This is a genomic window from Helicobacter pylori (genome assembly GCF_011140715.1).
Taxonomy (GTDB): domain Bacteria; phylum Campylobacterota; class Campylobacteria; order Campylobacterales; family Helicobacteraceae; genus Helicobacter; species Helicobacter pylori_DA.
Genome location: NZ_SFZZ01000025.1, coordinates 15,730 through 38,170, shown reverse-complemented (window position 1 = coordinate 38,170; position 22,441 = coordinate 15,730). Strand labels below are relative to the sequence as shown.

Below are 22,441 nucleotides of genomic sequence, written 5' to 3'. Positions count from 1 at the left end.
GACTTCTTACAAAAACTTTGCTATAATAGAGAAATATTACTCAACTATGGCTTAGCTTTATTTATTTCTAGTCCTAGTTATCCAAATAAAAAGGACAGAATCATTAATCATACACAAAAAGCGGCAATTTTTGTTGATTTTGAAAATTTGAGACTAGGTGTTTTTGAAAAAACAGGAAAAGATAAAAAACTTTTTTTGATTACAATAACAATCCACAAAAAGTTATAGATTTTTGTAATTTATGTGTTTTTGACAGTTATTATGAGAGAGATTTATTAAATCTATATAGAATATTCTTTTACATACACAGCAAAACCATTAGGTGATCATAAGAAAAAGAAAGATATATTGAAATTCTTGTCAACACTAGAACACTTAAATCATACTGCCTTGAGACTCGGAAAGCTTGTTAAGCGTGGTGACGAGGTGGTTCAAAAACAAGTAGATATGCTCCTTGGGATAGACATGCTAGAAATTTCCTTAAAACATTTTGTAGAAAAAGTAGTTTTAATAGGATATGACTCTGATATGTCTCCGGCTTTAAAATTGGCTAGAACAAATGGAATTCAAACAGAAATTATCTTTTTTGAAGATCTCAAGCGAAAAATAGAGCCTAGCCTTACTAAACATTGTGATTTTATCAAAAAAGTAAGAATAGAAGATATATATAATAAATTAGGCATTAAAAACGACAATATTAATTAATAGGTGCTCAGAATAAGGTTATAGGAGTTTAAAACTCCTATTTTACTATATTGGTAATAACTTCTATATTATTTTTGCAATGTTTTAATCTTAATTCTTCGAATAAATCTTTCAAAAGGTGCTTTATCATCGCCCTTATAGAAAACATTGAACTCATCATAAAGTTACTTGACCATACTGTTTATGTTATACTCCATGTTCCTGGCATGGTTGTATTTTTTATTGTTCCACAAACACCGCATCAACCAAATCTGCTATAAAGCGTTCTTCATCAAAAGCGATCAAATCGTCTTCTTTTTCGCCCATTCCTAAATAAAGAATGGGTAATTTTAACTCATACAGCACGCTTAAAATCGCTCCGCCTTTAGAAGTGCCATCAAGCTTAGTCATGATCACGCCGTCTAACGCCAAAGTCTCATGGAAAATTTTGGCTTGCGTTAGCCCAGAACTCCCTTGCGTGCCGTCTAAAATAAGGAATTTATAAAAGGGGGCGTCTTTTAAAACTTTAGAGCAGGTGCGTGCGATTTTAGAAAGCTCGTTTTTAAGGTTGGTCTGGTTGTGTAACCTCCCGGCGGTGTCTATAAAAACTTCATCTATATTTTTAGCGATCGCGCTTTCTATGGTGTTATAAGCTAGAGAGCTTGGATCGCTCCCTTCTTTAGCGCTAATGACTTGAATGTTAAGCTTTTCGCCCCATAACTGGAGCTGTTTGACTGCGGCCGCTCTAAAGGTATCGCCTGCCCCTAAAAGCGCTTTTTTATGCTGTTTTAAAGAGAGCTTGGCGAGTTTGGCGATCGTTGTGGTTTTGCCCGCCCCATTAACCCCCACGATTAAATGCACTAAGGGTTTTGTGGTGATGGTTTTTAGGCGTGTTTTATCATAATAGCTTTCCCCACGCACGAAACGCAACAAAGCGACTTCTAATTGCTTGGGTGTAACTAAATCGCCTAAATGATTTAACAAGCTCTCTATCAAATCGTATTGAATGTCAAAGCCAATCAAAATTTCTTCTAATTCCTCTTTAGGAACGCTTTGGCGCTTTTTTTCTTTAGCCTCTTCTTTAACCTCTTCGCCCTTAATCTTATTGACAATTTTTTTGAAAAAATTAAACATGGTTTTTTAATCCTTTAAATTGGAAATATCAAATTGGAGCATTTCTATTGGCACGATCCCCTGATACATTTTGATCAATTGGTGTTTGTAATATAAGAGCATGTTAAAAGAATGGTTTAAAGAGTCATGCTTTAAATGATTAAAAAGAGCGGTATCTTTAGGGTTTAAAATCATAAAATCAGCTTGAGAATGCGTATTAAAGTCTTTGATTTCATCGCTTGAATAGGGTTTATTGAGTAAAATAAGCACCCTCAAACGATCTTTAAAAGTTTTTTTTAAGATGTTAAAGCTAGGGGTGTAATCTTTTAAAAAATCGTCTAAAGCGCTTAAAACTAATAGGGTAGGAGCGTTAGAATCCGGGCTGATATTTAGAGAATCTAAATCGCCTGTGATTGTGTATTCTTGGTTATTCAAATCCATAGCGGTGTAGGTTTTAGGGCTATCTTGTTGGGTGGTATTGTTTTGAGAATCTTGAGATTTTTGAGAATTTTTACAAGCGCTAAAACCTAACAAAACGATCAAAACCAGCACGATAAAACGCAAAAAATAAGCCTTAATTCTCATTATAAACACATCCTTAAGAATAATAAAATGGTAACTAATAACCTAAAATTATACTATAATGTAAGTCTAAAATTTAAGGATTATAACCATTAAAACGATTTTTAGAGATTTTTGTAAAGAACGCTTGAAAAGGGCTAAAGCAAAAAATAAAGTCAGGGATAAATTGGCTTGCAAGCTTTTATTTTGGAAACTCAAAGATTATCAAAATATTTTATTGTATAGCCCGTTAGGGCATGAGCTTGACATCAGGCCTTTGATTTTGAAGTTAAGACAAAAAAATAAGCGCGTGTGGTTGCCTAAAAGCATCAAAAAAGGCACTCATTTTTCTAAAGAGGGCTTTACTATCGCACCCTTTAGGTTGCCCTTAAGGCGTTTGGGGTGGTTTGATGAGCCGAGTTTGTCGCGCTATTATAAGCGGGAATTGGATTGTATTGTCGTGCCGATTTTAGGAATGGATACAAGCTTTAGGCGCGTGGGTTTTGGGCTAGGCATGTATGATAGGAGTTTGCCCCAATTACTCAAAAAGCAACTAAAACGCCCCTTAGTCATATTTGTAAGTAGGGAATTAGCACTGGCTAATGGTGTTCTCACAAACGCCTATGACATTGAAGCGGATCTTTACATGAATGCTCGTATCGTTATGAAGAATAATAAGAGGAAACATTATGAGCAGCGGGTTAATTTACATTTCATTAGAAGTCTTGGTAGCGTGTTTGATTACCGCTCTAGTCATGTATTATGTGATGAAAAAGATCTATTATGCTAGAGGGCAAGCCACTTTAAAAAGCGCTTCAGCTAAAGCCAAATTAATGGAGTTTCAAGCGAAATCTTTTGTGGAGGCTGAAGAGATGCGCATGAAAAGCCAAGAATGCAAATTGCAACAGCAATATGAAAACAAAAACTTGCAACTCCAAACCCATTTTGAAAAAAAAGAAGCGCATTTGAAACACTTAGAAGCGCAGCACAAAGAATTTGTAAGAGATGAAAAACGCTATTTAGAAAAGGAAAAAAAAGAGCTTGAAAAAGAACGCCAGATTTTAGAACAAGAAAAAGAAAATTTTAAAAAACAGCGCGCTGTTTGCAAAGAAGCTCAAGCCAAAGCGCTAGACGCGATGCTCAATTACATGGCTTATACCAAAGATGAAATTAAAAGCATGATCTTGGAGCAATTAGAAGAAGAACTAGAAGCGCAAAAAAGCGCGTTGATCAGGCGTTATGAAAAAGAAGCCAAAGAAGAGAGCAAGAAAAAATCGTATGCCATTTTAGCGGAAGCGACAGCCCGTTTTGCGGGCGATTATGCGGCAGAGAATTTAACAACTCGTATCGCTTTGCCTTGCTCAGATTATATCGGTCGTGTGATAGGCAAAGACGGGAAAAACATTGAAGCGTTTAAAAAGATTAGTGGGGTGGATATAGAATTTAGCGAAGACAGTAGCGAATTGTGCTTGTCTAGTTTCAATATTTATCGGCGTGAAGTAGCGAGCGAGACGATTAAAATTTTAATAGAAGACGGCCGTATCCAGCCTAACAGGATTGAAGAGGTTTATCACAGAGTCGCGCGCAACATGGAAAAAGAACTGCTTTCTGAAGGAGAGAGCGTGGTGCTAGAATTGGAGCTTGGGGCTATGGAAGATGAGCTTAAAATTTTAATAGGCAAAATGCGTTACCGCTCTAGTTTTGGGCAAAACGCCTTACAGCATTCTAAGGAAGTCGCCCTTTTAGCCGGCTTGATTGCAGAGCAGCTTGGGGGGGATAAAAAGCTCGCTAGAAGAGCGGGTATTTTGCATGATATTGGTAAAGCGCTCACCCAAGAGCTTGGGAGAGACCATGTGAATTTAGGGGTTGAAGTGTGCAAGCGCCATAAAGAAGACCCGGTTGTGATCAATGCGATTTATGCCCACCATGGGCATGAAGAAATCATGAGCGTGGAGTGCGCGAGCGTGTGCGCGGCTGATGTGCTTTCAGCAGGGCGTCCGGGCGCTAGGAGAAAGAGCGATGAAGAATACGCTAAACGCATGCAAGCTTTAGAAGAGATTGCGCTAGAATTTGATGGGGTGGAAAAGGCGTATGCGATGGAGAGCGGGCGAGAATTAAGAGTGATTGTCAAATCCAACCAAGTTAGGGACAATCAAGTGCCAATTATTGCCAGAAAGATCGCTAAAAAGATAGAAGAGAGCGCTCAGTATGTGGGCGAAGTGGGCGTGCAAGTGGTGCGAGAAAATCGTTTCAAAACGACCGCTACGCTCAAGCAATGATTAAGCCTTTTTCCCGCACCTTTTCCATATGCCTTTAGAAAAAACTTTATAGTAGATGAATGAGCGCAAAAAAGTTTCTGATGCGATCACTACAAAAATAAATTCCACCTTAAAATGATGAATTAAAAGCAAGTAAATAGGCATGATCCTTAACCCCCATAAGCTTAGAGTGTTAATGTATAGTGAGACTTTAGAAATGCCAGCCCCCCTAAAAACTCCATCTAGCACAAAATACCCAATTAAGGGAGCTTGAGAGAGACCCACAGCGATCAAATAAGAGCGTGCCACTTCCAAGACTTCTCCATCTTGAGAAAAAAGGCTCGCAAATTCTTTAGCGAATAAGACTAAAACAATCCCTAAAACCCCCATTAAACCCATAGAGATTTTTAAAATCAAATGCGCGTATTCTGTGGCGATCTTTGGCTTGTTCGCTCCTAAATTTTGCCCTGTTAAAACCATCGCTGCGATCATAAACCCAAATCCGGGCATGAACGAAAAGGTTTCAACCCTGATGCCTATTTGCATGCCCGCTAACACCTTATCCCCATAGCTCGCTACAAATTTGGATAAGAGGATTAAAGAAAACAAGCTCAATAAGCGCTCAAACCCGGCCGGCCAACCCACTCTAAACATGGTTTTTAAAAAAGAAAAATGAAAGGTTATTTTGAATTTTAAAGGGATTTTTTTGATTTGTATCCAAACGCCAAGCGCGAGTAATTCCAAATAAGAGACAACCACATTCGCTAAAGCAGAGCCTACAATCCCCATTTCTTTAAAACCAAAATCCCCAAAAATCAAGGCTTGATTCAAGAAAATGCATGCAATGACCATGATGATTTTAACAATAAAGGGGGTTAGGGTGTCTGAAAAGCTAGCGAGCGCTGAAACTAAAACATTTTTTAAAAAAATACTCGGTAGCGCGATAACTAAGACTTCTAAATAATCTTGCGTCAATTGGCGCGAAGGATCTTGCAATTGCATCCAATTTAAAAAAGGCTCAATCAAAAAATAAGAAACAAACAGCACGCCCAAACAAATCACAAACGCCCCTATAAAAATACTGGAAAAAGCGTGATTGATTTGAGCAAAATCCCTAGCTCCCACAAGCCTAGAAAGAATGGCGTTGGTGCCGGTGTATAAAATCGTATTGATGCCATAAAAAAGCATCAAAAATTGCAAGCCCACCCCTAAAGCCACAATGTGATGGTGCGAAATCTTACCCACAAAAAAAACCGAGAGCGCGACCACCAACACATCTAAAAAAGCATTAACCCCAGAGGGTAAGGCTAAAGAAAAGATTTTCTTAACTTGATAGATTAGCCTAATAGTAACGCTCCAACCACTCCAAAAACAATCAAAGGGAGGTTATAGACTAAAAAAGTCGGCACGCATGTGTCATAGATATGATTGTGTTGGTTGTCTGCGTTAAGCCCGCAAGTGGGCCCCATGGTGCTATCGCTAGCCGGTGAGCCTGCATCGCCTAAAGCTGCGGCTATGCCGATGAGTAAAATCGTAGATTCTATGCTAAAACCTAATTTCGCGCATAAAGGGACATAAAACACAGCGATGATAGGAATAGTGCCAAAAGAAGTCCCTATCCCCATAGTGATAAAAAGCCCTACAACAAGCATTAAAAAAGCCCCTAAAAGCTTCCCTTGGACTACGCTTGTGATCGCATTCACTAAGCCCTCTATCGCATGCACTTTTTGCAACACTTCCCCAAACCCGCTAGCCACTAACATCACAAAAGCGATAAACGCCATCATTTTCACGCTATCATCCATAAGCGAATCTGTTTCTTTAAACTTAATGCCACGGCCTAATAAGATGATCGCTAACGCTAAAAAGGCGGCTAAAGGCATCGAATCGGTGGCTAATTGGATCACAAACGCCACGATAATCCCTATAAAAGTCAAGTAGTCATGGTAGTTTAATTTAAGCGAGTCGTAATTTTCTATGTTAAAAGATTTTTCTTTATAGTGTCTGGGTTTTTTGTATAGCGTTAATACAGCGACAAATAGCCCAACAACCATCGCTAACCCTGCTATCCACATCACTCCTGTGATTTGCACTATGGTAGCGCTAACGCCATTAGCTTTTAATTGCTCTAAAATGGTGGTTTGAAAAATCAAGCCAAACCCTACAGGAAGCACCAAGTAGGGGGCTTGCAAGCCAAAGGTTAAAGCGCAAGCGACCGCTCTTCTATCCAATTCTAGCCGGTTCATTAAATGCAAAAGAGGGGGGATTAAAATAGGGATAAAAGCGATATGCACCGGCACTAAATTTTGCGAAAAACATGCGATGAAAGCGATCAAAAAGCAAAAAGTGGATCGCTTGTAATTCATTAAGCCTATCAGCTTACTCAAAGCGACTTTAATGAGATTGCTTTTAGCGATCGCTACCGCCAAAGCCCCTAAAAGGATGTAGCTTAAAGCGATGTTTAAATTGCCTTTCATGCCATCTATCATTACATTAAAACTCTCTGTGATTCCAAGCCCTCCCATAAGTCCTGCTATGAGAGTCGCGCTAATCATAGAAAGCATGACATTGAGCCTTAAAAGGCTAAGAACGCACATGCAAATGATAGCCACAAAGGCGGGATTGCTCCATACAGAGCTATTTTCTAGCATTTTTGCTCCTTGTTAAAATAAAGATACCGCGCAAAAATGATAGAATTTTTGCGCTTGTTTAGCGCAAAAAACCGTATCCACCATGTCAATCCTTTCTAAAATAATCTCTAATCCCCATAGCGTTTCAATAAATCGTTATAAAAATCAATGCGTCTGTCTCTTAAAAACGGCCACATTCGGCGCACTTCTTCGGTGCGTTCTAAATCAATTTCCGCATACAAAATCTCTTCTTTATCGCTCGCTTTAGCTAAAAATTCGCCCAAAGCCCCCACCACAAAACTAGAGCCAAAAAAGGTAATGCCCCCCTTAATCGCACCACTAGGATCTAACTCTACGCCCACTCTGTTAGTCGCAATCAAAGGCAAGCCATTAGCGATCGCATGCCCTCTTTGAATGGTCTCCCATGCGTTTTGCTGACGCTTTTTTTCTTCATTAGAATCTTCTTCTAAAAACCCTATCGCGCTAGGGTAGATTAAAATTTCTGCCCCTTTTAAAGCCATAATTCTAGCCGCCTCAGGATACCACTGATCCCAACACACCATAAGCCCTAATTTCCCCACGCTTGTAATAATAGGCTCAAAGCCCAAATCCCCCGGCGTGAAATAAAATTTTTCATAAAACCCCGGGTCATCAGGAATGTGCATTTTGCGATACACTCCAGCGATTGAGCCATCTTTTTCAAACACAACCGCGCTGTTGTGATACAACCCTTTAGCGCGCTTTTCAAATAAAGAAGCGATAAGCACCACTTGAAATTTTTGAGCTAAAGCGCTAAAAAAAGCCTTATCTTCTTCAAAATACTCGCCTAAATCAAAAAATTTAGGGTTTTCGCTCTGGCAAAAATAACTATAAGGGTTCAATTCTTGCAACACCACTAAATTGGTTTTAGGGTGTTTTTTTAGCGCTTGTTCAAGCAAGTTGGCTGTATGCTCTATAGTCTTTTTTCTAGAGCCACAATAAGCATGCTGGAGAACGCCTGCATAAATCATTTTTCACTCTTCTTCATAATCAGAGTTATAGTCTTCATAATCGTCATCATCATAGACATTCTTATAATCATTATACTCTTCATCTTCTTCTTCAAAGCCCTCTAATTCTTCTTCTTCAAAATCTTCCAATTCGTCTTCGTAATCTTTCATTTCATTGCCTTTCATTTTTGATGATATCTTGCACGACTTCACTCGCTATTTGCAAACCAAAACTCGCCGTAACCGCATTAAAACTCCCAAGCTCTATGCAATGCGGGACTTCAGGGCTAAAAACCACTTTAAAATCCCCCTTAAAACGGCGTTTTTTTAAAAAATCCCTAAATTTACGCCCGAATTTATCGCCATAGCTTTCCCACACGCTCCCCACTTTGATGTGTTTAGGGTTCAAGCGTTTCGCGCTCCCCATAGAGCTGATAAACTTCCCATAAGCGAAATTTTGACATTTTATCGCCAAGCTTGTTTTAATAGGCAAATCGTCCATGCAATCTAAAATGTAATCATAATCTCTAAAATTAAATGAATTTAAAAACGCTTCATCTATGCGACAATTTAAAGCTTGAACGCCCTTATAGAGATCTTGCAACACCAACACTTTAGATTCTCCTATTCTCTCTGATCCAATCTGGCGGTTTTGATTGGTAACATCGAACACATCTTTATCAATGATAGTGATTTGCCCTATCCCCACACGATACAAAGAATCTAGCACAAAGCCTCCAACGCCCCCCACGCCACAGATTAAAACCCTTTGTTGGCGGATTTTTTCAAAATCGTTTTTAAACAACCACCTTATGCGCGTGAATCTATCTATGGGTTCAGACAATCTTTAGCCTTCAATAAAAATAGTGCTTTTATTGTATCGTAGTTTAAAAAATCTAAGACAAAAATTTTTGAATCTTCTTAGCCTTATGCATTTGTAATTGCAGTTCTTCTTTTTCTTTTTTTAATAGTTCAATGCTTTGGGCTATCATTTCCTTAAGGCTTAAAAGCGCATCTAAATCCAAACTTTTTATTTGCTCTAAAGAAAGGCGCTCTATCAATGAAAAGGCGAGTTTGGAATCTTTTTTAACAAGAGCGATTTTAAAGGAATCTAATAACGCATTAGGCGAGTTCATCTGAATGGATTTCCCTCCAAGCTTCTAACAACCCCCTAGCCACATTCAACACCAGATCAATCTTACTCGCATCATTTTCCACATTGGCCTGCGTTAAAACTTTGATTTGATGGGTGTATAAGCCTGTAAGATACACCGCCACTTCCCCCCCTTTTTCATAATCTAAAATATTCAATAATTCCGTGAAAATATCCGTAACCCTGTTAATATAATAAATCTTTTTTTCAATGTCTTCATTTTCAATACAGCGTTTGGCTTGCGAAGAAAATCTTAAAATCCCTTCATAAAGCATTTCAATGAGTTTTGCCGGAGATTCCACACTCACTCGGTTATGCTGGTAGGCTTGATAAGCGTTAGCGTATTGCATAATGTTCCTTTATCCTTTAAAATTGATAACTCTCTGTTTTTTTAATTCTTTTTAGCCGCCGCTTGATCGATCATCATTTGCACGGAATTGAATTTTTGATTGGCTTTAGAGATTTGGCTATCATAAGCGGCAAAACGCTCCGCCATGATGTTGTAGCGGGTTTTTAAAAGCTCTTGAGCGTTTTCTTTGTCTTTGGTCAAGCTTTTAGCGTCTCTGTCTAGGGAATCTTCATAAATCTTTAATTTAGCGTTCCCTCCGTCTATGAGATTGGCGATGACTTGATTGAATTTAGAAAAAATGCCCTCTTGGTGGATTTCCCTGCCCCCCATATCCTTGCTATCGCTCCCATAGAAAAAATCTTGAGTCGCTTTAGGATTAGAATTTAAGGCGCTACTCAATTTAGCCTCATCTAAACTCATCACGCCCTTATCGTCTAAACTAAGCCCGTATTTCATCAAGCTTTCTACCCCATTATCCGTATGCACGCTATAAGAAAACACGTTATTAAGAGAGGATCTAATGGTGCGAATATCGCCCACGCCGTTAAAAATCCCAGCGATTTTAGTGTCAGCGTCATAACGAGTGTCTTCATCTAGTTTAGGGATAAGCTCATTATAGGCTTTGACAAATTCTTTAAGGCTGTCTATAATGGTTTGATTGTCTCTGCTCACGCTGATAATGGCAGGCTTATTAGGCTCTGTGGTTTGCTCTAAAGTGATATTAACCCCACTGATCACATCATTGACCTCATTAGTGGGGCGTGTGATGCTCACCCCATTATAAGTGAATTCTGAATCGCTCGCTTTTTGTAAGTTTTTAGACATAAAAAGCGTGTTTTGTGAAGCTTCATAAGATTGCACCATGCCAGCATTTAAACCCAAATCCTTCAAACTGGCCTTGCCTAAAGCGTCCTCGCCCTTAATCGTTAGCATTCCGGTTTTAGAATTGATCACAAGCTTGCCTTCAGCGTTTTTAAACGCACTCAAGCCTTCTTTAGCGTTGATCGCTTGAATGATAGCGTCTGTGTTTTCTTCGCTGGTGTTACCCTCTTTGGTTAAGGCTTTTAAATCCAGTTTTTGACCATTCAAACTAACCACCCCTTCTAATTTACCCTCTTTTATCGTGCGAGAGCTTTTTAATAAATCGCTTTCTTGCGTGGCGGTTTGCAAAAACCCAAGCTCTTTAGCCTTGCTCCCTTTAATTTCAATGTTTCCCCCACGCCTGTCATTAATGATTAAAGATTCCCCCCCATGAAGAGTGTCTATGGAAATATCCCCATTAGCGATCAAATCTTTAAAATTAGGGTCGTTTTCTAAAGCCTGCTCCATAGCCTTTTGGATCGCTGTGTTTTTTTGTTTGATAGAAGCGCTTTCAGGGAGCTCTAGCATGATAGGGACTTCATGCATGCTCCCATCAGCCCCCTTTAAATTCAAACTCAATTCGCTTTTCCCAGCTCCATCAAGCCCTAAAGAAAGGGCGTTTTTGTTAGTGAGCGTGGATTGGAGGTGTGAGCCAAAATAGACTCGGTTGTCTTCGCCGGTGTTTTTGGTATTCACCATTAATTGGTAGGGGTCATTCCCTCCTGTTTTCATCACAATGCCCATCACTTCGCCATTGGTAGCGTCTGTGATGCTTTGAGCCACATCGCCTAAAGTCATTCCTGCTTTAATATCAACGGCGTAGTCCTTGTTTTGCGTGTAAAATTTGAGCGTGGTATCCACTTGGCTAAAAATATCATCTCTTGAAGAAAATTTCGCCCCTAATTCGTTAATATCGCCTTGCGCTAAATTTTGCACATCCACCTTAATATCTTGAATAGGCACGCCAGCCCCCACGCTCGCGCTCAACGCATCGCCTGTAACATTGCTTTTTCGGCTGATATAAGTGGAATAATCTGAGAGCGTTTTAACCGGGCCTTTTAGAGATGAAAGGAGCGTTTTAATTTCCACAAGGGCTTTTTGTTTTTCAACATTTTGCTCCATTTTCTTGTCTAGGGGGGCGATTAAAGCTTTTTCATCAGCGTCCTTAAGCTTGTCAATCACATCATAATTCAAAACCTTACTGCCAAGCCCTAATGAGCTTAATGAACCTATTGCCATGCTTTACCTCTAATTTTTAGCCTCTTTTATCAAAGATAATGCCTATCACATCGCGCATTCTTTGCATAAGCTCCACGGCTTCTTTAGAGGGTATTTCTCTTATCACCTTATCCCCATTAGCGTCTTTGACTGAAACCACTAACCCCTTGATCGTATCGTTATAACTAAAATTAATATCTGTGCCAATGCGTTTCATTTCTTCATTCAGACGCTCGCTCAATAATTCTAGTTTGGGTTTGTATTGATCAGGGTCTATTGTTGTCTTGGATTCATCAATAGTGTTTATAGTGTTTGCGCGACTGATCTCTTTTGTGGGGGTTGTTTGAACGCTTGTGTGAGATGTGGGAATCCCAATCCCTTGAACTTCATTGACCATAAAAACCTCCAAATTTTTCCATGCCTACAAGTATAATGATTTATTTGTTTGCATAAGCTCTTTAGCCAATATCGGCAATAAAAATGATTTGTTTAATTGCGTGCGATGAGTTCTAAGGGGTTAATGTGTTTTTCTCTCATGGTTACTTCAAAGCCCAAGCGTTGCTCAATGCGCCCTAAAACATAGCCTTTTTGGATCCGCATGCCGCTTTTAATGGTGGGGGCGATTTTATCCAGTTGAGAATAAATCGTGCGGATGCCATTTTTATGCTCAATGATAACGACTTTTTTAAGCATGTTGATTTCTTTAGCGAACACGATTTTCCCGTCTAAAACATTACGCACCAAAGCGTTTGGGGTTTTTGACACTAGCGTGATAGACTCGCTAAAAATTTTTAAATTATAAACTGGGTCAATATAGGGGCCAAATTTTTGCACCACTTCATAATCGTTCAAAGGAGCGATCGTTTTTGGCCCGTTATAGCTCGTGGTGTTGATATTTTGATAAGAGCTCGCCACTTGTTTGACTTCTAAGGCTTGAGAAGATTTTTTCAAACTGACCCTCTCTTCATTTTCTCTATTTTGTTTGATGATATTCAAGCGTTTTAAAAGAGCGTTTAAATTCTGGCGCTCTTTTTCTAAAAGGGTTAGCCGTTGGTTATAGATCGCATAATCTTTTTGCATGCTCAAAATGAGCTTATTTTGTTCGGTTTGCAAGGATTTTAAGGTTACTTCACGAGTTTTTTGCTCATCTATGACAGAGGAGATTTTTTGAATGTTGCTTTTGACTTTTAAAGCTTGCACATTGAGTTCTTTTTCTTCTTGGCTCAATTGCGACATTTTAGACAGGGTGCTTTGGTGCAAGTTTTCAAACGCTACTTGCAAAACAACATCGTTAGAAGAGGCTAAATTCTGCCCCTTTAGGGCTTGTGAAAAAAGAAAATCCTCTAAAAGCGTATCAAACACCCTCTTTTGTAAAAATGATCGTTGTTTTTGCAAATGATCTAAAGATTTGCGGTAGTTGGTTAGGACTTTTTCTTGAGCCAAACTTTCGTTACGATTTTTTTCAAGACTCTTTTTTAAGGCGGCCATTTGGCGCTCAATTTCCGCTTTTTGAAGCTCTTTAGAGCGGATCGCTTCGCCCAAAGAACTCAAACGGCTGTTTAGTTGGTTTTTTTCTTCATGGGTTTTTTTCAAAAGGGTTTCTTTATGTTGGATATCTTTAGCAATATCGCTCACTTTTTGCGTGTTAGCTGATAGTAAGGTGGCTAATAAAAATATTCCTAATTTATACATGTCTAGTCCTCCAAGCTACAAGTAAAACAGAAACAAATGAGACCACAAGGCTAAAAAGCAGTCCCCATAAAAAATGGTTTAAAACAAACGCGCCTCCTATAATACCCAAAGTATCCATCGTTTTTTCAAAACCTTTTTGCGAAGTGGTATAAAGCATGAGCATGGGGGCTAAAAAACTAGCGATTAAAGAATCCATTAAAGCTATTTTATACAAAAACCCGTTTTTAAAAGACACCGAAGCCCCTAATAAATCCATGATCTCTAACCTCTCATGGTATTGATAGATCCAGATGCGGACTTGCTTAAACATCAATAAAACCGATAAAACAAAGACCACTAACGCAAAGACATAAATCGTGGCTTTAATCAAGCTTAAGAGATCATACACTTGCATGTAAGTTTTGGCAAAGACTTCAACTTTTTGAACGCCAGGGATTTTGAGCAATTTTTCTTTAATGTTTTCTAAACGCTCTTGAGTGGGGAATGTGGAAAGTTGTAAAGAATAAAAAAAGGGTAAATTTTTTTTTAATTCCTTAAGCCCGTCTGTGCCTAAAGTTTTTTGAAGAGGCTCTAAAGAATAATTAGGATCAATTTCTTTTAACGCTATGATTTCGTTAAAATTTTGACGCAACAATTCCAAGCTTAATTTTTGCGTGCTGGCTAACACGACCGAATAATCTTCAATCAATTTTTTTTCTTTCTGTTCGATCGCTTGATTGATAAACAACACACACTCCAAGCTAAACAATAACGCTACTAGGGGAATGATAAAGGCTAAATGCTTTTTAAGAGTATTCATAAACTTCCCCATCTTCTATGTAAAATTTTCGGTGATAAGCGCTAAAATTTTTAGGGAATTTGTGCGTAACCACTACGATCGTAGCGTTTAATTGCGTGTTCATGCCCCTTAATAGGCTCCAGATTTTATCGCTAGAATAATCGTCTAAATTCCCGGTAGGTTCATCGGCCAAAATGAGTTCAGGGCAGTTCGCCATGGCCCTAGCCATAGCCACTCGCTGTTGTTCGCCTCCACTGAGCTCTTTGGGGTAGCGGTTAGCCTTATGGCGTAAATCAATATGCCCTAAAAGTTTTTCTAGCTGCAAATGGCATTCTTCTTTTTTAACGCCACAAATCACCATGGGTAGTTTGATGTTTTGCTCAATCGTGTAATCTTGGATCAATTTATAATCTTGGAAAACCACGCCGATATTTTTACGCAAATCTAAAATCGTCGCTTTTGAAGCGTTATTCATGTTGGTATTGCAAACTTCTAATTTACCGCTAAAAAGTTTTAAATCCCCATAAAACGATCGCAAAAGCGTGCTTTTACCGCTCCCGCTAGGCCCTGAAATGAACACAAAATCCTTCCGTTTGATGCGCAAATTAGCATGCTTAATGACCGGTTCGTTTTGCTGGTATTGTAAGCATAGATTGTTCGCTGCGATGATCACACTCATCCAATTCCCTTTTGGCTTAGGATATTTTGAAGCAAAAGATGCGCTTTGTGGTTGTTTAAGGTTTTTAAGGGGCTTTTATTGAGATAAAAAATCTGATTTTCTGTCAGTAAAACAAACAAACGCACAGGCCAATCAAAATCCCCCATACTCAATTCCACTAAAAAATCCCCCTTATCCTCATAAATATTACAAACATGCACAAAATACCCCTCTTGGATGGTTTTTTTGGTTTTTAAAATCGTTTTAACGCTCTTTTTACTCATTGTTATTGTATCAAAAGAAAAATCAAATGCATGGTTATCAAAAGGGGTTTCATTCGATTCTAAAGAATAAATTCTTAAATCATAAATATCTTTTTTGAGTTTATTCCAACGCGCTTCATACTTGCTGACCACCGGGATTTGAGCGTTTTTTTTGATTTCTATCTCGCATTGAAAGTTTTTTAGGGCTAATTTTAGGCTGTCTTCAAAATAAAGGCTATCATCGGTTCGTAATTCCAAAAACCCTCTAGGCTTTAAAACCCTTAAGGCTTCGTTTAAAAATTTTTCGCTTAGCACTCGGCGGTGTTTTTTCTCATTCCATGGCACAGGGAAATGCACAAAAATTTTTTCGCACTTATAATTTGGCATGCTTTCTAAAATCAAACGGCCATCGCCTTGTAAGATGTGCAGATTTTTTAAATCCAACAATTCAATTTGTTTTAACGCTTGTGCGATAGAGGGGGTGTGAATCTCTATCCCTAAGCATGTTTTAGTGGGGTTGTTTTTGGCTAATTCTATCAAATGCCTCCCACTCCCAAAACCAATTTCTATTAAAATAGGGGCTTGATTGTTTTGGATAAAATTTTCAAAAGTTTCTAAATCAAGGGCTTTTTTTTGGCTCGCATGTTTAGAATTTTCTTGCAAATTATGCGAAATGACTTCAAAAGATTGCGAATAAATCCTTAAAGCTTGTTTTAAAATTTCTCTTTTTAAGGGCGTGGCTTTTTCGCTTTTAATCAAAAAATCACCCGCTCGCCGGATTTTTTGCAATAAAAAAACATCATTTTTAAAACTCGCATGCACACAGCTTTTAGTGGGGTGTTTTAAGCTTAAAAATTCCCTATGAAAACAAAAATCCCCTTTGGTTATGGGGTATTCTAAAGGTTTGGAATCTAATTTGGCTAAAAAATGGGGCATTAAAACCCTTTTAGCGTTCTAAAAACAAACGCACTTCTTTGCTTGGGTGCGACTCTAAACCATCTTTATCCACGCTCACCACTTGATAACGATAAGCCACGCCCACTCTCATGTCCTTATCCACGAACTGGTTTTTGGTGATATTCCCAAAACGCAAAGGGGTTTTAGAATTGGCTTCAAAACGATACACCGCATAAGCGACCACCCTAGGGCTTGGGTTGTTTTCCCATTGGATAAAGGCCGAAGAGTCTTGAATAGTCCCTTTAGTGATGATAGGGGCTTCAGGCCTATCAGAGGTCTCACCCATGGCAGGCTCTTTGGGTAACGCCCCTTCAAGATGCGTTTTATCAAGGGCGACGACTTTATAATAACGAGTGAGGTTGTCTTTTTCTATCTTATCCACATAGGAAGTGTTGGTGGTTTGAGCGATGAATTTGTATTTATCGTTGCGGTTATTGGAAGCGTAAATGCGATAAGCTATCACATCTTCTTCGGGGGATTTATCCCAACTCAATTCAATTTGTCGCGTGAGGTTTTGGCTCACTCTAACATTAGTGATTTCTTTGGGCAAGTCTTTGGTTTTTCCCTCCACTATGACGCTAGGCCTGGATTTATCCCCCATGAAATTTTCAGCGATGATTTGGTAGCGGTATTTTTGCCCATCTTCTAGATCTTTATCAAAAAACTCCACGAATAAGCGGTTTTTTACAGCCCCTACATTTAAAAATTTGCCGTCTTTATTCTGCCTTTGAATGATGTATTTAGAAACGCTGGGATTTGGGTGCGGGCTCCAAAAGACTTTCACGCTTTTAGGGTATTCAAGGCTTGCAAACACGCTTTCTACAGGATTGATAAAGGAGGTTTTTACTAGAATGGGTTCTGAAAGGTTAGAGATTTTATCGCCCTTGTAGGTGGCTAATTGGTAAGTGTAAGAACTCTCTGTTTCTAACCCCTCATCATAATAGTGGGTCGCATAAGGGTTTTTAATGGTGGCGATTCTTTTGAGTTTAGAGTCTTTTTTCAAACGATACAAAATAAACCCGTCAATGTCATAAGTGTCAGCGACTTTAGACCATTCAAAACCCACTGAACTCACATCGTTAATGGTTTTAATGGAATGGACCACTGGGAGCTTATCGTCTGTATTTTCTTGATTACTGAGAGCTGAAAAAGTATGATTCCTGGTAGAAGAACACCCTATAAAAACCGCTAATACCACACTACTTTGCAATAAAAGCGTGAAGTATCTTTTCTTCATCCAAGACCTCATCTAAATTCTCCTTGTCAAAAACTTTTTTAAGATATTCTAACATATCCTTTAATAGGGGAACTTTAAAGTGCAGTTTTTGCTCGCTTCTAGGGTGTTTGAACTCTATCAAATAGGCATGCAGCATGATCCTTATTTCTTCTTTAGAAAGCGCTCCATTAAGCCCGTAAAGGTTATCGCCTATGATGTGTCTGTTCAAATATTCTAAATGCGCTCTGATCTGGTGCGTGCGCCCGGTGTGTAATTTAGCCCCTATCAAATCCATGCCATTTTGAGAAGTCAGCAAGCTAGTAAATTCGCTTTTAGAATAGCGGCTTTTTTCTTTTTGGGCTGCTTTGAGCGCTATCATTTTTAAGCGGTTATTGGGGTTTCTTGCCAAATAGCATTCCACGCTCATTTTCTCTTCTTTTAGGGGCGTTGAAAGCAAGGCGATATAATAGCGCCCCATCATTTTAGTTTTGAGCTGCTCGCTCAAATGAACATGGGTAAAATTGTTTTTAGCGATGACAATCCCTCCGCTCGTGTCCTTATCCAAACGATGCACAATCCCATAGCGCTCTTTTGAGCCTAGATTGGAAAGCTCGTAATTTTGAGATTTTAACCAATCCACTAAAGTAGGCTCTTTCACGCTTGGGGCTTTATGGATGACTAGATTAGGGGGCTTATTCAACACTAACAAGTCTCTATCTTCAAAAATGACCTCTATTTCTAAATCAAGCTCTTTTTTTAAGGGTTTGGGCGCGATTTTGGGCGTTAAAAGCGTGATTTCATCGCCCTCTTTTAAGGCTAGCCCCCCTTTTTTGACCTCCTTTTTTTGACAAAACACCAGCCCCTCTTTAATCAAATTCAACACTTGGTTTTTAGAAATTCGCAATTCTTTGGCTAAAAATTCATCAATGCGTTTGTAATGGGTAGGGGCAATGAAAACTTTTTGCATTCAAACTCTTTTTTGCATTTTTAAAAAACCATTATTCTACTCAAAACCTTAAAAAAATCCTATTTCATTATTTGAATACGCTATAATCGGTGCACCAACGTTTTGTGGCTCAAATCATTTTAAAAAAGGGGTTCTAATGGAACATAACGGGCATGATAAACTGAACGGCATTTTGCGTGGCTTTTTGGGCGACTCATTCACGCTTGATGGGAAAGAGGGAGGATTGAACATGAGCAAGATGCTTGAACATATCAAAAAGGAAAAACCAAAGATGAATATTTTGCTCATGGGGGCTACTGGGGTGGGTAAAAGCTCGCTCATTAACGCTCTATTTGGTAAAGAAATCGCTAAAGCAGGCGTAGGAAAACCCATCACTCAGCATCTTGAAAAATTCATTGATGAAAAGAAGGGCTTGATTTTATGGGACACTAAAGGTATTGAAGATAAAGATTACCACGACACCATGCAAAGCATTAAAAAAGAAATGGAAGATTCTTTTAAAACGCTTGATGAAAAAGAAGCCATTGATGTGGCGTATCTGTGCGTTAAGGAGACTTCTTCTAGGGTTGAAGAAAGAGAAAAAGAATTATTAAACCTTACTAAAAAATGGAATATTCCAACGATCGTCATCTTCACCAACACCCAAGAAAAAGCCGGCGATGCGTTTGTTAAAGAAGCTCAAAGAGTTATAGATGAAGAATGGGGCTTTAAAGGTTTTGTTAGAGCTTATGTGAGAGTCAATTCGGTTGCCTTTTCATTTAGAGGTATTGAAGTCCCCATTGAAGGTTTAGAAGAATTGGTAGCTGAAACGAAAAAATGCTTGATAGAAGCTAGGAAAAACAAACAAAACCATTTCTTGCTGATTCAAAAAGCTAATATTCAAAAAAGAAAACAAGCCATGATAGAGGAATGTAAAACCATTGTCCATGTTGCATCCGGCGCTGCAGGAGCGGCTGGGCTTATCCCCATACCTTTTAGCGATGCACTCGCTATCGCGCCCATTCAAGCAGGAATGATCTACAAAATGAATGACGCTTTTGGAGTGAAAATGGAAAAATCCGTAGCCACATCGCTCATCACAGGATTGTTAGGCGTAACCGCAGTCGCGCAAGTGGGGAGAACGCTCGTTAATGGCTTCCTTAAATTCATTCCTGTTGTGGGGAGTGTTGCAGGGGGCGCGACCGCTGCGGTTATCACAGAAGGCATTGGGTTTGCTTATTTGAAAGTGCTAGAAAAGTGCTTTAATGATGAGACGGGCGAAGTCAATTTGCCTGGTGAAGTTGGCATGATCACTTCTCTCTTTAAGGAGAATTATCTCAACTTGGATACAATCAAAAAATTAACGCAATAAGATTAGGGGTTATGAAAAACGCATGGCATTAGACAAAAGGATTTGGATGCATTTTGATCTTTTGCCTTTTGTGTTTATCATCCCCTTGTTGGTGGTTTCTTTTGTATTGATTTTTGAGAGCAGCGCGGTTTTGAGCTTGAAACAAGGGGTTTATTATGCGATAGGGTTTCTTCTCTTTTGGATCGTGTTTTTTATCCCTTTTAGGAAGCTCGATCGCTGGCTCTTTGTGTTTTATTGGGCGTGCGTGATTTTATTAGCGTTAGTGGATTTTATGGGGTCTAGCAAGCTTGGGGCGCAACGATGGCTAGTCATTCCCTTTACCTCTATCACTTTACAGCCTAGCGAACCCGTGAAAATCGCTATCCTTTTATTGTTAGCGCATTTGATTAAAATCAACCCACCCCCTTTTAAGGGCTATGATTGGGGCATGTTTTTAAAGCTCAGTTTTTACATTTGCTTACCGGCGGCTTTGATTTTAAAACAGCCTGATTTAGGCACGGCTCTTATTGTGTTAATCATGGGTTTTGGGATTTTATTGATCGTGGGTTTAAGGACTAGGGTGTGGCTCCCTCTTTTTATCGCTCTTTTAGTGGCTTCGCCTATCGCTTATCACTTTTTGCATGATTACCAAAAAAAGCGTATTGCAGACTTCCTTTCTGAAAAGCCTAATTACCATGTCATGCAATCCATTATCGCTATAGGATCGGGCGGGTTTTTAGGCAAATCTAAAGAAGCCTGCACGCAAACCAAATTCAAATTCTTGCCTATCGCAACGAGCGATTTTATCTTCGCTTACTTCGTGGAGCGTTTTGGGTTTTTAGGGGCTATGTTGCTTTTTGCAATTTATATAGGCTTGAGTTTGCATTTATTTTTTTACATGTTTGAGAGCAACAGCGATTGGTTTTTAAAGATTGTAGCCCTTGGGATTTCTATTTTAATCTTTGTTTATTCCAGCGTGAATATCGCCATGACTTTAGGGTTAGCCCCTGTGGTGGGGATTCCCTTGCCCTTATTCAGCTATGGAGGGAGCAGTTTTATCACTTTTATGATCCTATTTGGGATCTTAGAAAACCTGCTTGCTTTTCGCTATATTTTTGGATACAATAGCAAACCATCCTTTGGGAATTTTGGATTCTTAGCTCAGCTGGTCAGAGCGCTCGGCTCATAACCGATTGGTCGTAGGTTCAAGTCCTACAGAATCCACCACTCCCCCTTTTTTATCTCCTTTTTTAAGTGAAAAGCGATTGGACGCTTTCGTTATGATAAATCCTTCTGATCACTTCTGCAAATAAGGGTGCTACGCTTAAAGTGGTGATTTTATCGCATTTTTGAACTAAAGGGATGGAGTTAGTTACCACCACTTCATCTAACGCGCTTTCTTTAATGCGCTTGATCGCATTCCCGCTCAAAACCGCATGCGTGCCTAACGCCATGACAGAAGTTGCCCCTTGTTCTTTTAAGGCTAAAGCGGCTTTACAGATCGTGCCTGCGGTATCAATCATGTCATCCACTAAAATCACATCGTGCTCCTTTGCTGAGCCGATAATATTCATCACTTCGCTTTCATTAGCTTTTTCACGGCGCTTATCCACGATGATTAAATCTAAGCCCATTTGATTGGCAAAATACCTGGCTCTTGTAACCCCACCCACATCAGGGCTAGCGATCACAGGGTTTTTGAGCGCTTTAGAGCGGATATAGTCTCTAAAAACGATAGATCCGTATAAATTATCCACCGGCACATCAAAAAAGCCTTGGATTTGCCCGGCATGCAAATCCATCGTAATGATCCTTTCAATCCCCACTTCTTGCATCAAATTAGCGACCATTTTAGCCGTGATAGGCACTCTTGGAGCCGCTTTTCTGTCCTGTCTGGCATAGCCAAAATACGGCAACACCGCCGTGATAGAATTGGCCGAACTGCGCCTTAAAGCATCTACCATGACTAACAATTCCATTAAATTGTCATTGACAGGCATGCAAGTGGGCTGGATAATAAAAATATCCTTACCGCGTACCGATTCGCTGATTTGGATATTGATTTCACCATCGCTGAATTTGCCTATCACCGCTTTGGATAAGGGAACGCCTAAATGCTTTGACACTTCTTTGCCAAATGCAGGGTGAGCGCTCCCTGAAAAAATCTTAAAACCACGCATCTTTGTCTTAAAACCATGCGCCTTCATCGCTGACACTCCCTAAAATGAATTAAAATCAATTGTAGCGCACCCAAACTAAAAGCGTTTGTTTTCAACCAAGCTCCTTTTCTAATAAGTTTTTTAAGGTAAGATAGGTTTCATTTAAATCAATCCCGCACACCCTGGTTTGAGCGATAACGCTTATAAAATTGCTATCCCCTAAGAATCTAGGCACTAAATGCATGTGCAAATGCTCAGGGATTCCTGCTCCGGCGTTTCTGTGCAAATTCAAACCTAAATTGATCCCTTGAGCGCCATAAGCATACAACGCTTTTAACACTTTAGGCGCTAAAGCATTTATGTTGAGCCAAGTATTCAGATCTAAAAGTTCCACGCTCGCTTGATGTGCATGAGGAACGATCAACAAATGCCCTGGGTTATAAGGGTAGGCGTTCATCACCACAAAGAGATCGCTATTCCTATAAAGCACTCTGTTTTCTGGATCTTTTGTGGGGTTTTGAGAAATCTCACAAAAGACACAACTCTTATTTTTCTCTTTCAAATAACTTTCGCGCCAAGGAGCGTATAAATGTTGCATGTTCATT

The 22,441-nt window shown here is 39.3% G+C and carries 24 protein-coding genes and 1 tRNA gene; 6 read left to right on the top strand and 19 right to left on the bottom strand.

Annotation, left to right across the window (positions count from 1 at the left end; genetic code table 11):
- Positions 1-279 precede the first annotated feature (279 nt).
- Entirely contained in the window at positions 280-705 is a 426-nt protein-coding gene (locus EWZ81_RS08420; RefSeq protein ID WP_341846690.1) for an NYN domain-containing protein, read from the top strand.
- Positions 706-924: 219 nt separating this feature from the next.
- Here the strand turns inward: EWZ81_RS08420 and ftsY are convergent, their stop codons facing one another.
- Both ftsY and EWZ81_RS02910 read right to left on the bottom strand, forming a co-directional pair.
- Positions 925-1,818, bottom strand: coding sequence for a signal recognition particle-docking protein FtsY (ftsY, locus tag EWZ81_RS02915; RefSeq protein ID WP_165548963.1), 894 nt, complete (start codon positions 1,816-1,818; stop codon positions 925-927).
- A gap of 6 nt (positions 1,819-1,824) precedes the next feature.
- Positions 1,825-2,382, bottom strand: coding sequence for a hypothetical protein (locus EWZ81_RS02910; protein ID WP_165548962.1), 558 nt, complete (start codon positions 2,380-2,382; stop codon positions 1,825-1,827).
- A 97-nt stretch (positions 2,383-2,479) separates the two neighbouring features.
- On the opposite strand from EWZ81_RS02910, the gene EWZ81_RS02905 reads away from it, so the two are divergent.
- The gene (locus tag EWZ81_RS02905; RefSeq protein WP_165548974.1) at positions 2,480-3,148 is read left to right on the top strand and encodes a 5-formyltetrahydrofolate cyclo-ligase; all 669 of its coding nucleotides are present in this window, start codon (positions 2,480-2,482) and stop codon (positions 3,146-3,148) included.
- The gene (gene rny, locus EWZ81_RS02900; protein ID WP_240146739.1) at positions 3,126-4,637 is read left to right on the top strand and encodes a ribonuclease Y; all 1,512 of its coding nucleotides are present in this window, start codon (positions 3,126-3,128) and stop codon (positions 4,635-4,637) included. Before EWZ81_RS02905 ends, rny begins: the two co-directional genes overlap by 23 nt.
- Here rny and EWZ81_RS02895 read toward each other — a convergent pair whose 3' ends face one another.
- The 15 genes from EWZ81_RS02895 to EWZ81_RS02825 all read right to left on the bottom strand — a co-directional run bounded on the left by EWZ81_RS02895 (position 4,638) and on the right by EWZ81_RS02825 (position 18,347).
- The gene (locus EWZ81_RS02895) at positions 4,638-5,954 is read right to left on the bottom strand and encodes an MATE family efflux transporter (RefSeq protein ID WP_241487714.1); all 1,317 of its coding nucleotides are present in this window, start codon (positions 5,952-5,954) and stop codon (positions 4,638-4,640) included.
- Complete coding sequence (locus EWZ81_RS02890) at positions 5,954-7,267, bottom strand: Na+/H+ antiporter family protein (RefSeq protein ID WP_165548960.1); 1,314 nt, start codon at positions 7,265-7,267, stop codon at positions 5,954-5,956. Before EWZ81_RS02890 ends, EWZ81_RS02895 begins: the two co-directional genes overlap by 1 nt.
- A gap of 107 nt (positions 7,268-7,374) precedes the next feature.
- Positions 7,375-8,256, bottom strand: a complete 882-nt coding sequence (locus tag EWZ81_RS02885; RefSeq protein WP_147747581.1) for a carbon-nitrogen hydrolase — start codon at positions 8,254-8,256, stop codon at positions 7,375-7,377.
- A gap of 3 nt (positions 8,257-8,259) precedes the next feature.
- On the bottom strand, positions 8,260-8,406 hold the full coding sequence (locus EWZ81_RS02880; RefSeq protein ID WP_000656207.1) for a hypothetical protein: 147 nt from the start codon (positions 8,404-8,406) through the stop codon (positions 8,260-8,262).
- Between the two features lies 1 nt (position 8,407).
- Positions 8,408-9,079, bottom strand: coding sequence for a tRNA threonylcarbamoyladenosine dehydratase (locus EWZ81_RS02875; RefSeq protein WP_165548959.1), 672 nt, complete (start codon positions 9,077-9,079; stop codon positions 8,408-8,410).
- Positions 9,080-9,131: 52 nt separating this feature from the next.
- A complete protein-coding gene (locus tag EWZ81_RS02870) occupies positions 9,132-9,371 on the bottom strand; it encodes a hypothetical protein (RefSeq protein WP_165548958.1) in 240 nt (79 codons plus the stop codon).
- Positions 9,358-9,738 carry a flagellar export chaperone FliS gene (gene fliS / locus EWZ81_RS02865; protein ID WP_001199081.1) on the bottom strand — a complete coding sequence of 127 codons (381 nt, stop codon included), beginning with the start codon at positions 9,736-9,738 and terminating at the stop codon, positions 9,358-9,360. The genes EWZ81_RS02870 and fliS overlap by 14 nt, the downstream gene beginning before the upstream one ends.
- Before the next feature lie 41 nt (positions 9,739-9,779).
- On the bottom strand, positions 9,780-11,837 hold the full coding sequence (fliD, locus tag EWZ81_RS02860) for a flagellar filament capping protein FliD (RefSeq protein ID WP_165548957.1): 2,058 nt from the start codon (positions 11,835-11,837) through the stop codon (positions 9,780-9,782).
- Positions 11,838-11,853: 16 nt separating this feature from the next.
- Positions 11,854-12,213 (bottom strand): flagella length regulator FlaG, encoded by a 360-nt coding sequence (flaG, locus tag EWZ81_RS02855; protein ID WP_000245951.1) that lies wholly within the window; start codon positions 12,211-12,213, stop codon positions 11,854-11,856.
- A 92-nt stretch (positions 12,214-12,305) separates the two neighbouring features.
- The gene (locus tag EWZ81_RS02850) at positions 12,306-13,508 is read right to left on the bottom strand and encodes a murein hydrolase activator EnvC family protein (RefSeq protein ID WP_165548956.1); all 1,203 of its coding nucleotides are present in this window, start codon (positions 13,506-13,508) and stop codon (positions 12,306-12,308) included.
- Positions 13,501-14,307 (bottom strand): FtsX-like permease family protein, encoded by an 807-nt coding sequence (locus EWZ81_RS02845; protein ID WP_165548955.1) that lies wholly within the window; start codon positions 14,305-14,307, stop codon positions 13,501-13,503. The genes EWZ81_RS02850 and EWZ81_RS02845 overlap by 8 nt, the downstream gene beginning before the upstream one ends.
- The gene (locus EWZ81_RS02840; protein ID WP_000111082.1) at positions 14,294-14,965 is read right to left on the bottom strand and encodes an ABC transporter ATP-binding protein; all 672 of its coding nucleotides are present in this window, start codon (positions 14,963-14,965) and stop codon (positions 14,294-14,296) included. The genes EWZ81_RS02845 and EWZ81_RS02840 overlap by 14 nt, the downstream gene beginning before the upstream one ends.
- On the bottom strand, positions 14,962-16,143 hold the full coding sequence (gene trmB, locus EWZ81_RS02835; RefSeq protein ID WP_165548954.1) for a tRNA (guanosine(46)-N7)-methyltransferase TrmB: 1,182 nt from the start codon (positions 16,141-16,143) through the stop codon (positions 14,962-14,964). The genes EWZ81_RS02840 and trmB overlap by 4 nt, the downstream gene beginning before the upstream one ends.
- 10 nt (positions 16,144-16,153) lie before the next feature.
- On the bottom strand, positions 16,154-17,401 hold the full coding sequence (locus EWZ81_RS02830; protein ID WP_165548973.1) for a fibronectin type III domain-containing protein: 1,248 nt from the start codon (positions 17,399-17,401) through the stop codon (positions 16,154-16,156).
- The gene (locus tag EWZ81_RS02825) at positions 17,364-18,347 is read right to left on the bottom strand and encodes an RluA family pseudouridine synthase (protein WP_165548953.1); all 984 of its coding nucleotides are present in this window, start codon (positions 18,345-18,347) and stop codon (positions 17,364-17,366) included. Before EWZ81_RS02825 ends, EWZ81_RS02830 begins: the two co-directional genes overlap by 38 nt.
- A gap of 136 nt (positions 18,348-18,483) precedes the next feature.
- Here EWZ81_RS02825 and EWZ81_RS02820 point away from each other — a divergent pair, with 136 nt between their 5' ends.
- From EWZ81_RS02820 to EWZ81_RS02810, 3 genes are all read left to right on the top strand, one after another.
- Positions 18,484-19,698, top strand: a complete 1,215-nt coding sequence (locus EWZ81_RS02820; RefSeq protein ID WP_165548952.1) for a GTPase — start codon at positions 18,484-18,486, stop codon at positions 19,696-19,698.
- A gap of 22 nt (positions 19,699-19,720) precedes the next feature.
- The gene (locus EWZ81_RS02815) at positions 19,721-20,866 is read left to right on the top strand and encodes an FtsW/RodA/SpoVE family cell cycle protein (protein ID WP_073412421.1); all 1,146 of its coding nucleotides are present in this window, start codon (positions 19,721-19,723) and stop codon (positions 20,864-20,866) included.
- Positions 20,828-20,904, top strand: a tRNA-Ile gene (locus tag EWZ81_RS02810). The genes EWZ81_RS02815 and EWZ81_RS02810 overlap by 39 nt, the downstream gene beginning before the upstream one ends.
- Positions 20,905-20,927: 23 nt before the next feature.
- Here EWZ81_RS02810 and EWZ81_RS02805 read toward each other — a convergent pair.
- Entirely contained in the window at positions 20,928-21,884 is a 957-nt protein-coding gene (locus EWZ81_RS02805; protein WP_275690017.1) for a ribose-phosphate pyrophosphokinase, read from the bottom strand.
- A 64-nt stretch (positions 21,885-21,948) separates the two neighbouring features.
- Positions 21,949-22,434 (bottom strand): HIT family protein, encoded by a 486-nt coding sequence (locus tag EWZ81_RS02800; RefSeq protein WP_165548951.1) that lies wholly within the window; start codon positions 22,432-22,434, stop codon positions 21,949-21,951.
- Between the last annotated feature and the right edge of the window lie 7 nt (positions 22,435-22,441).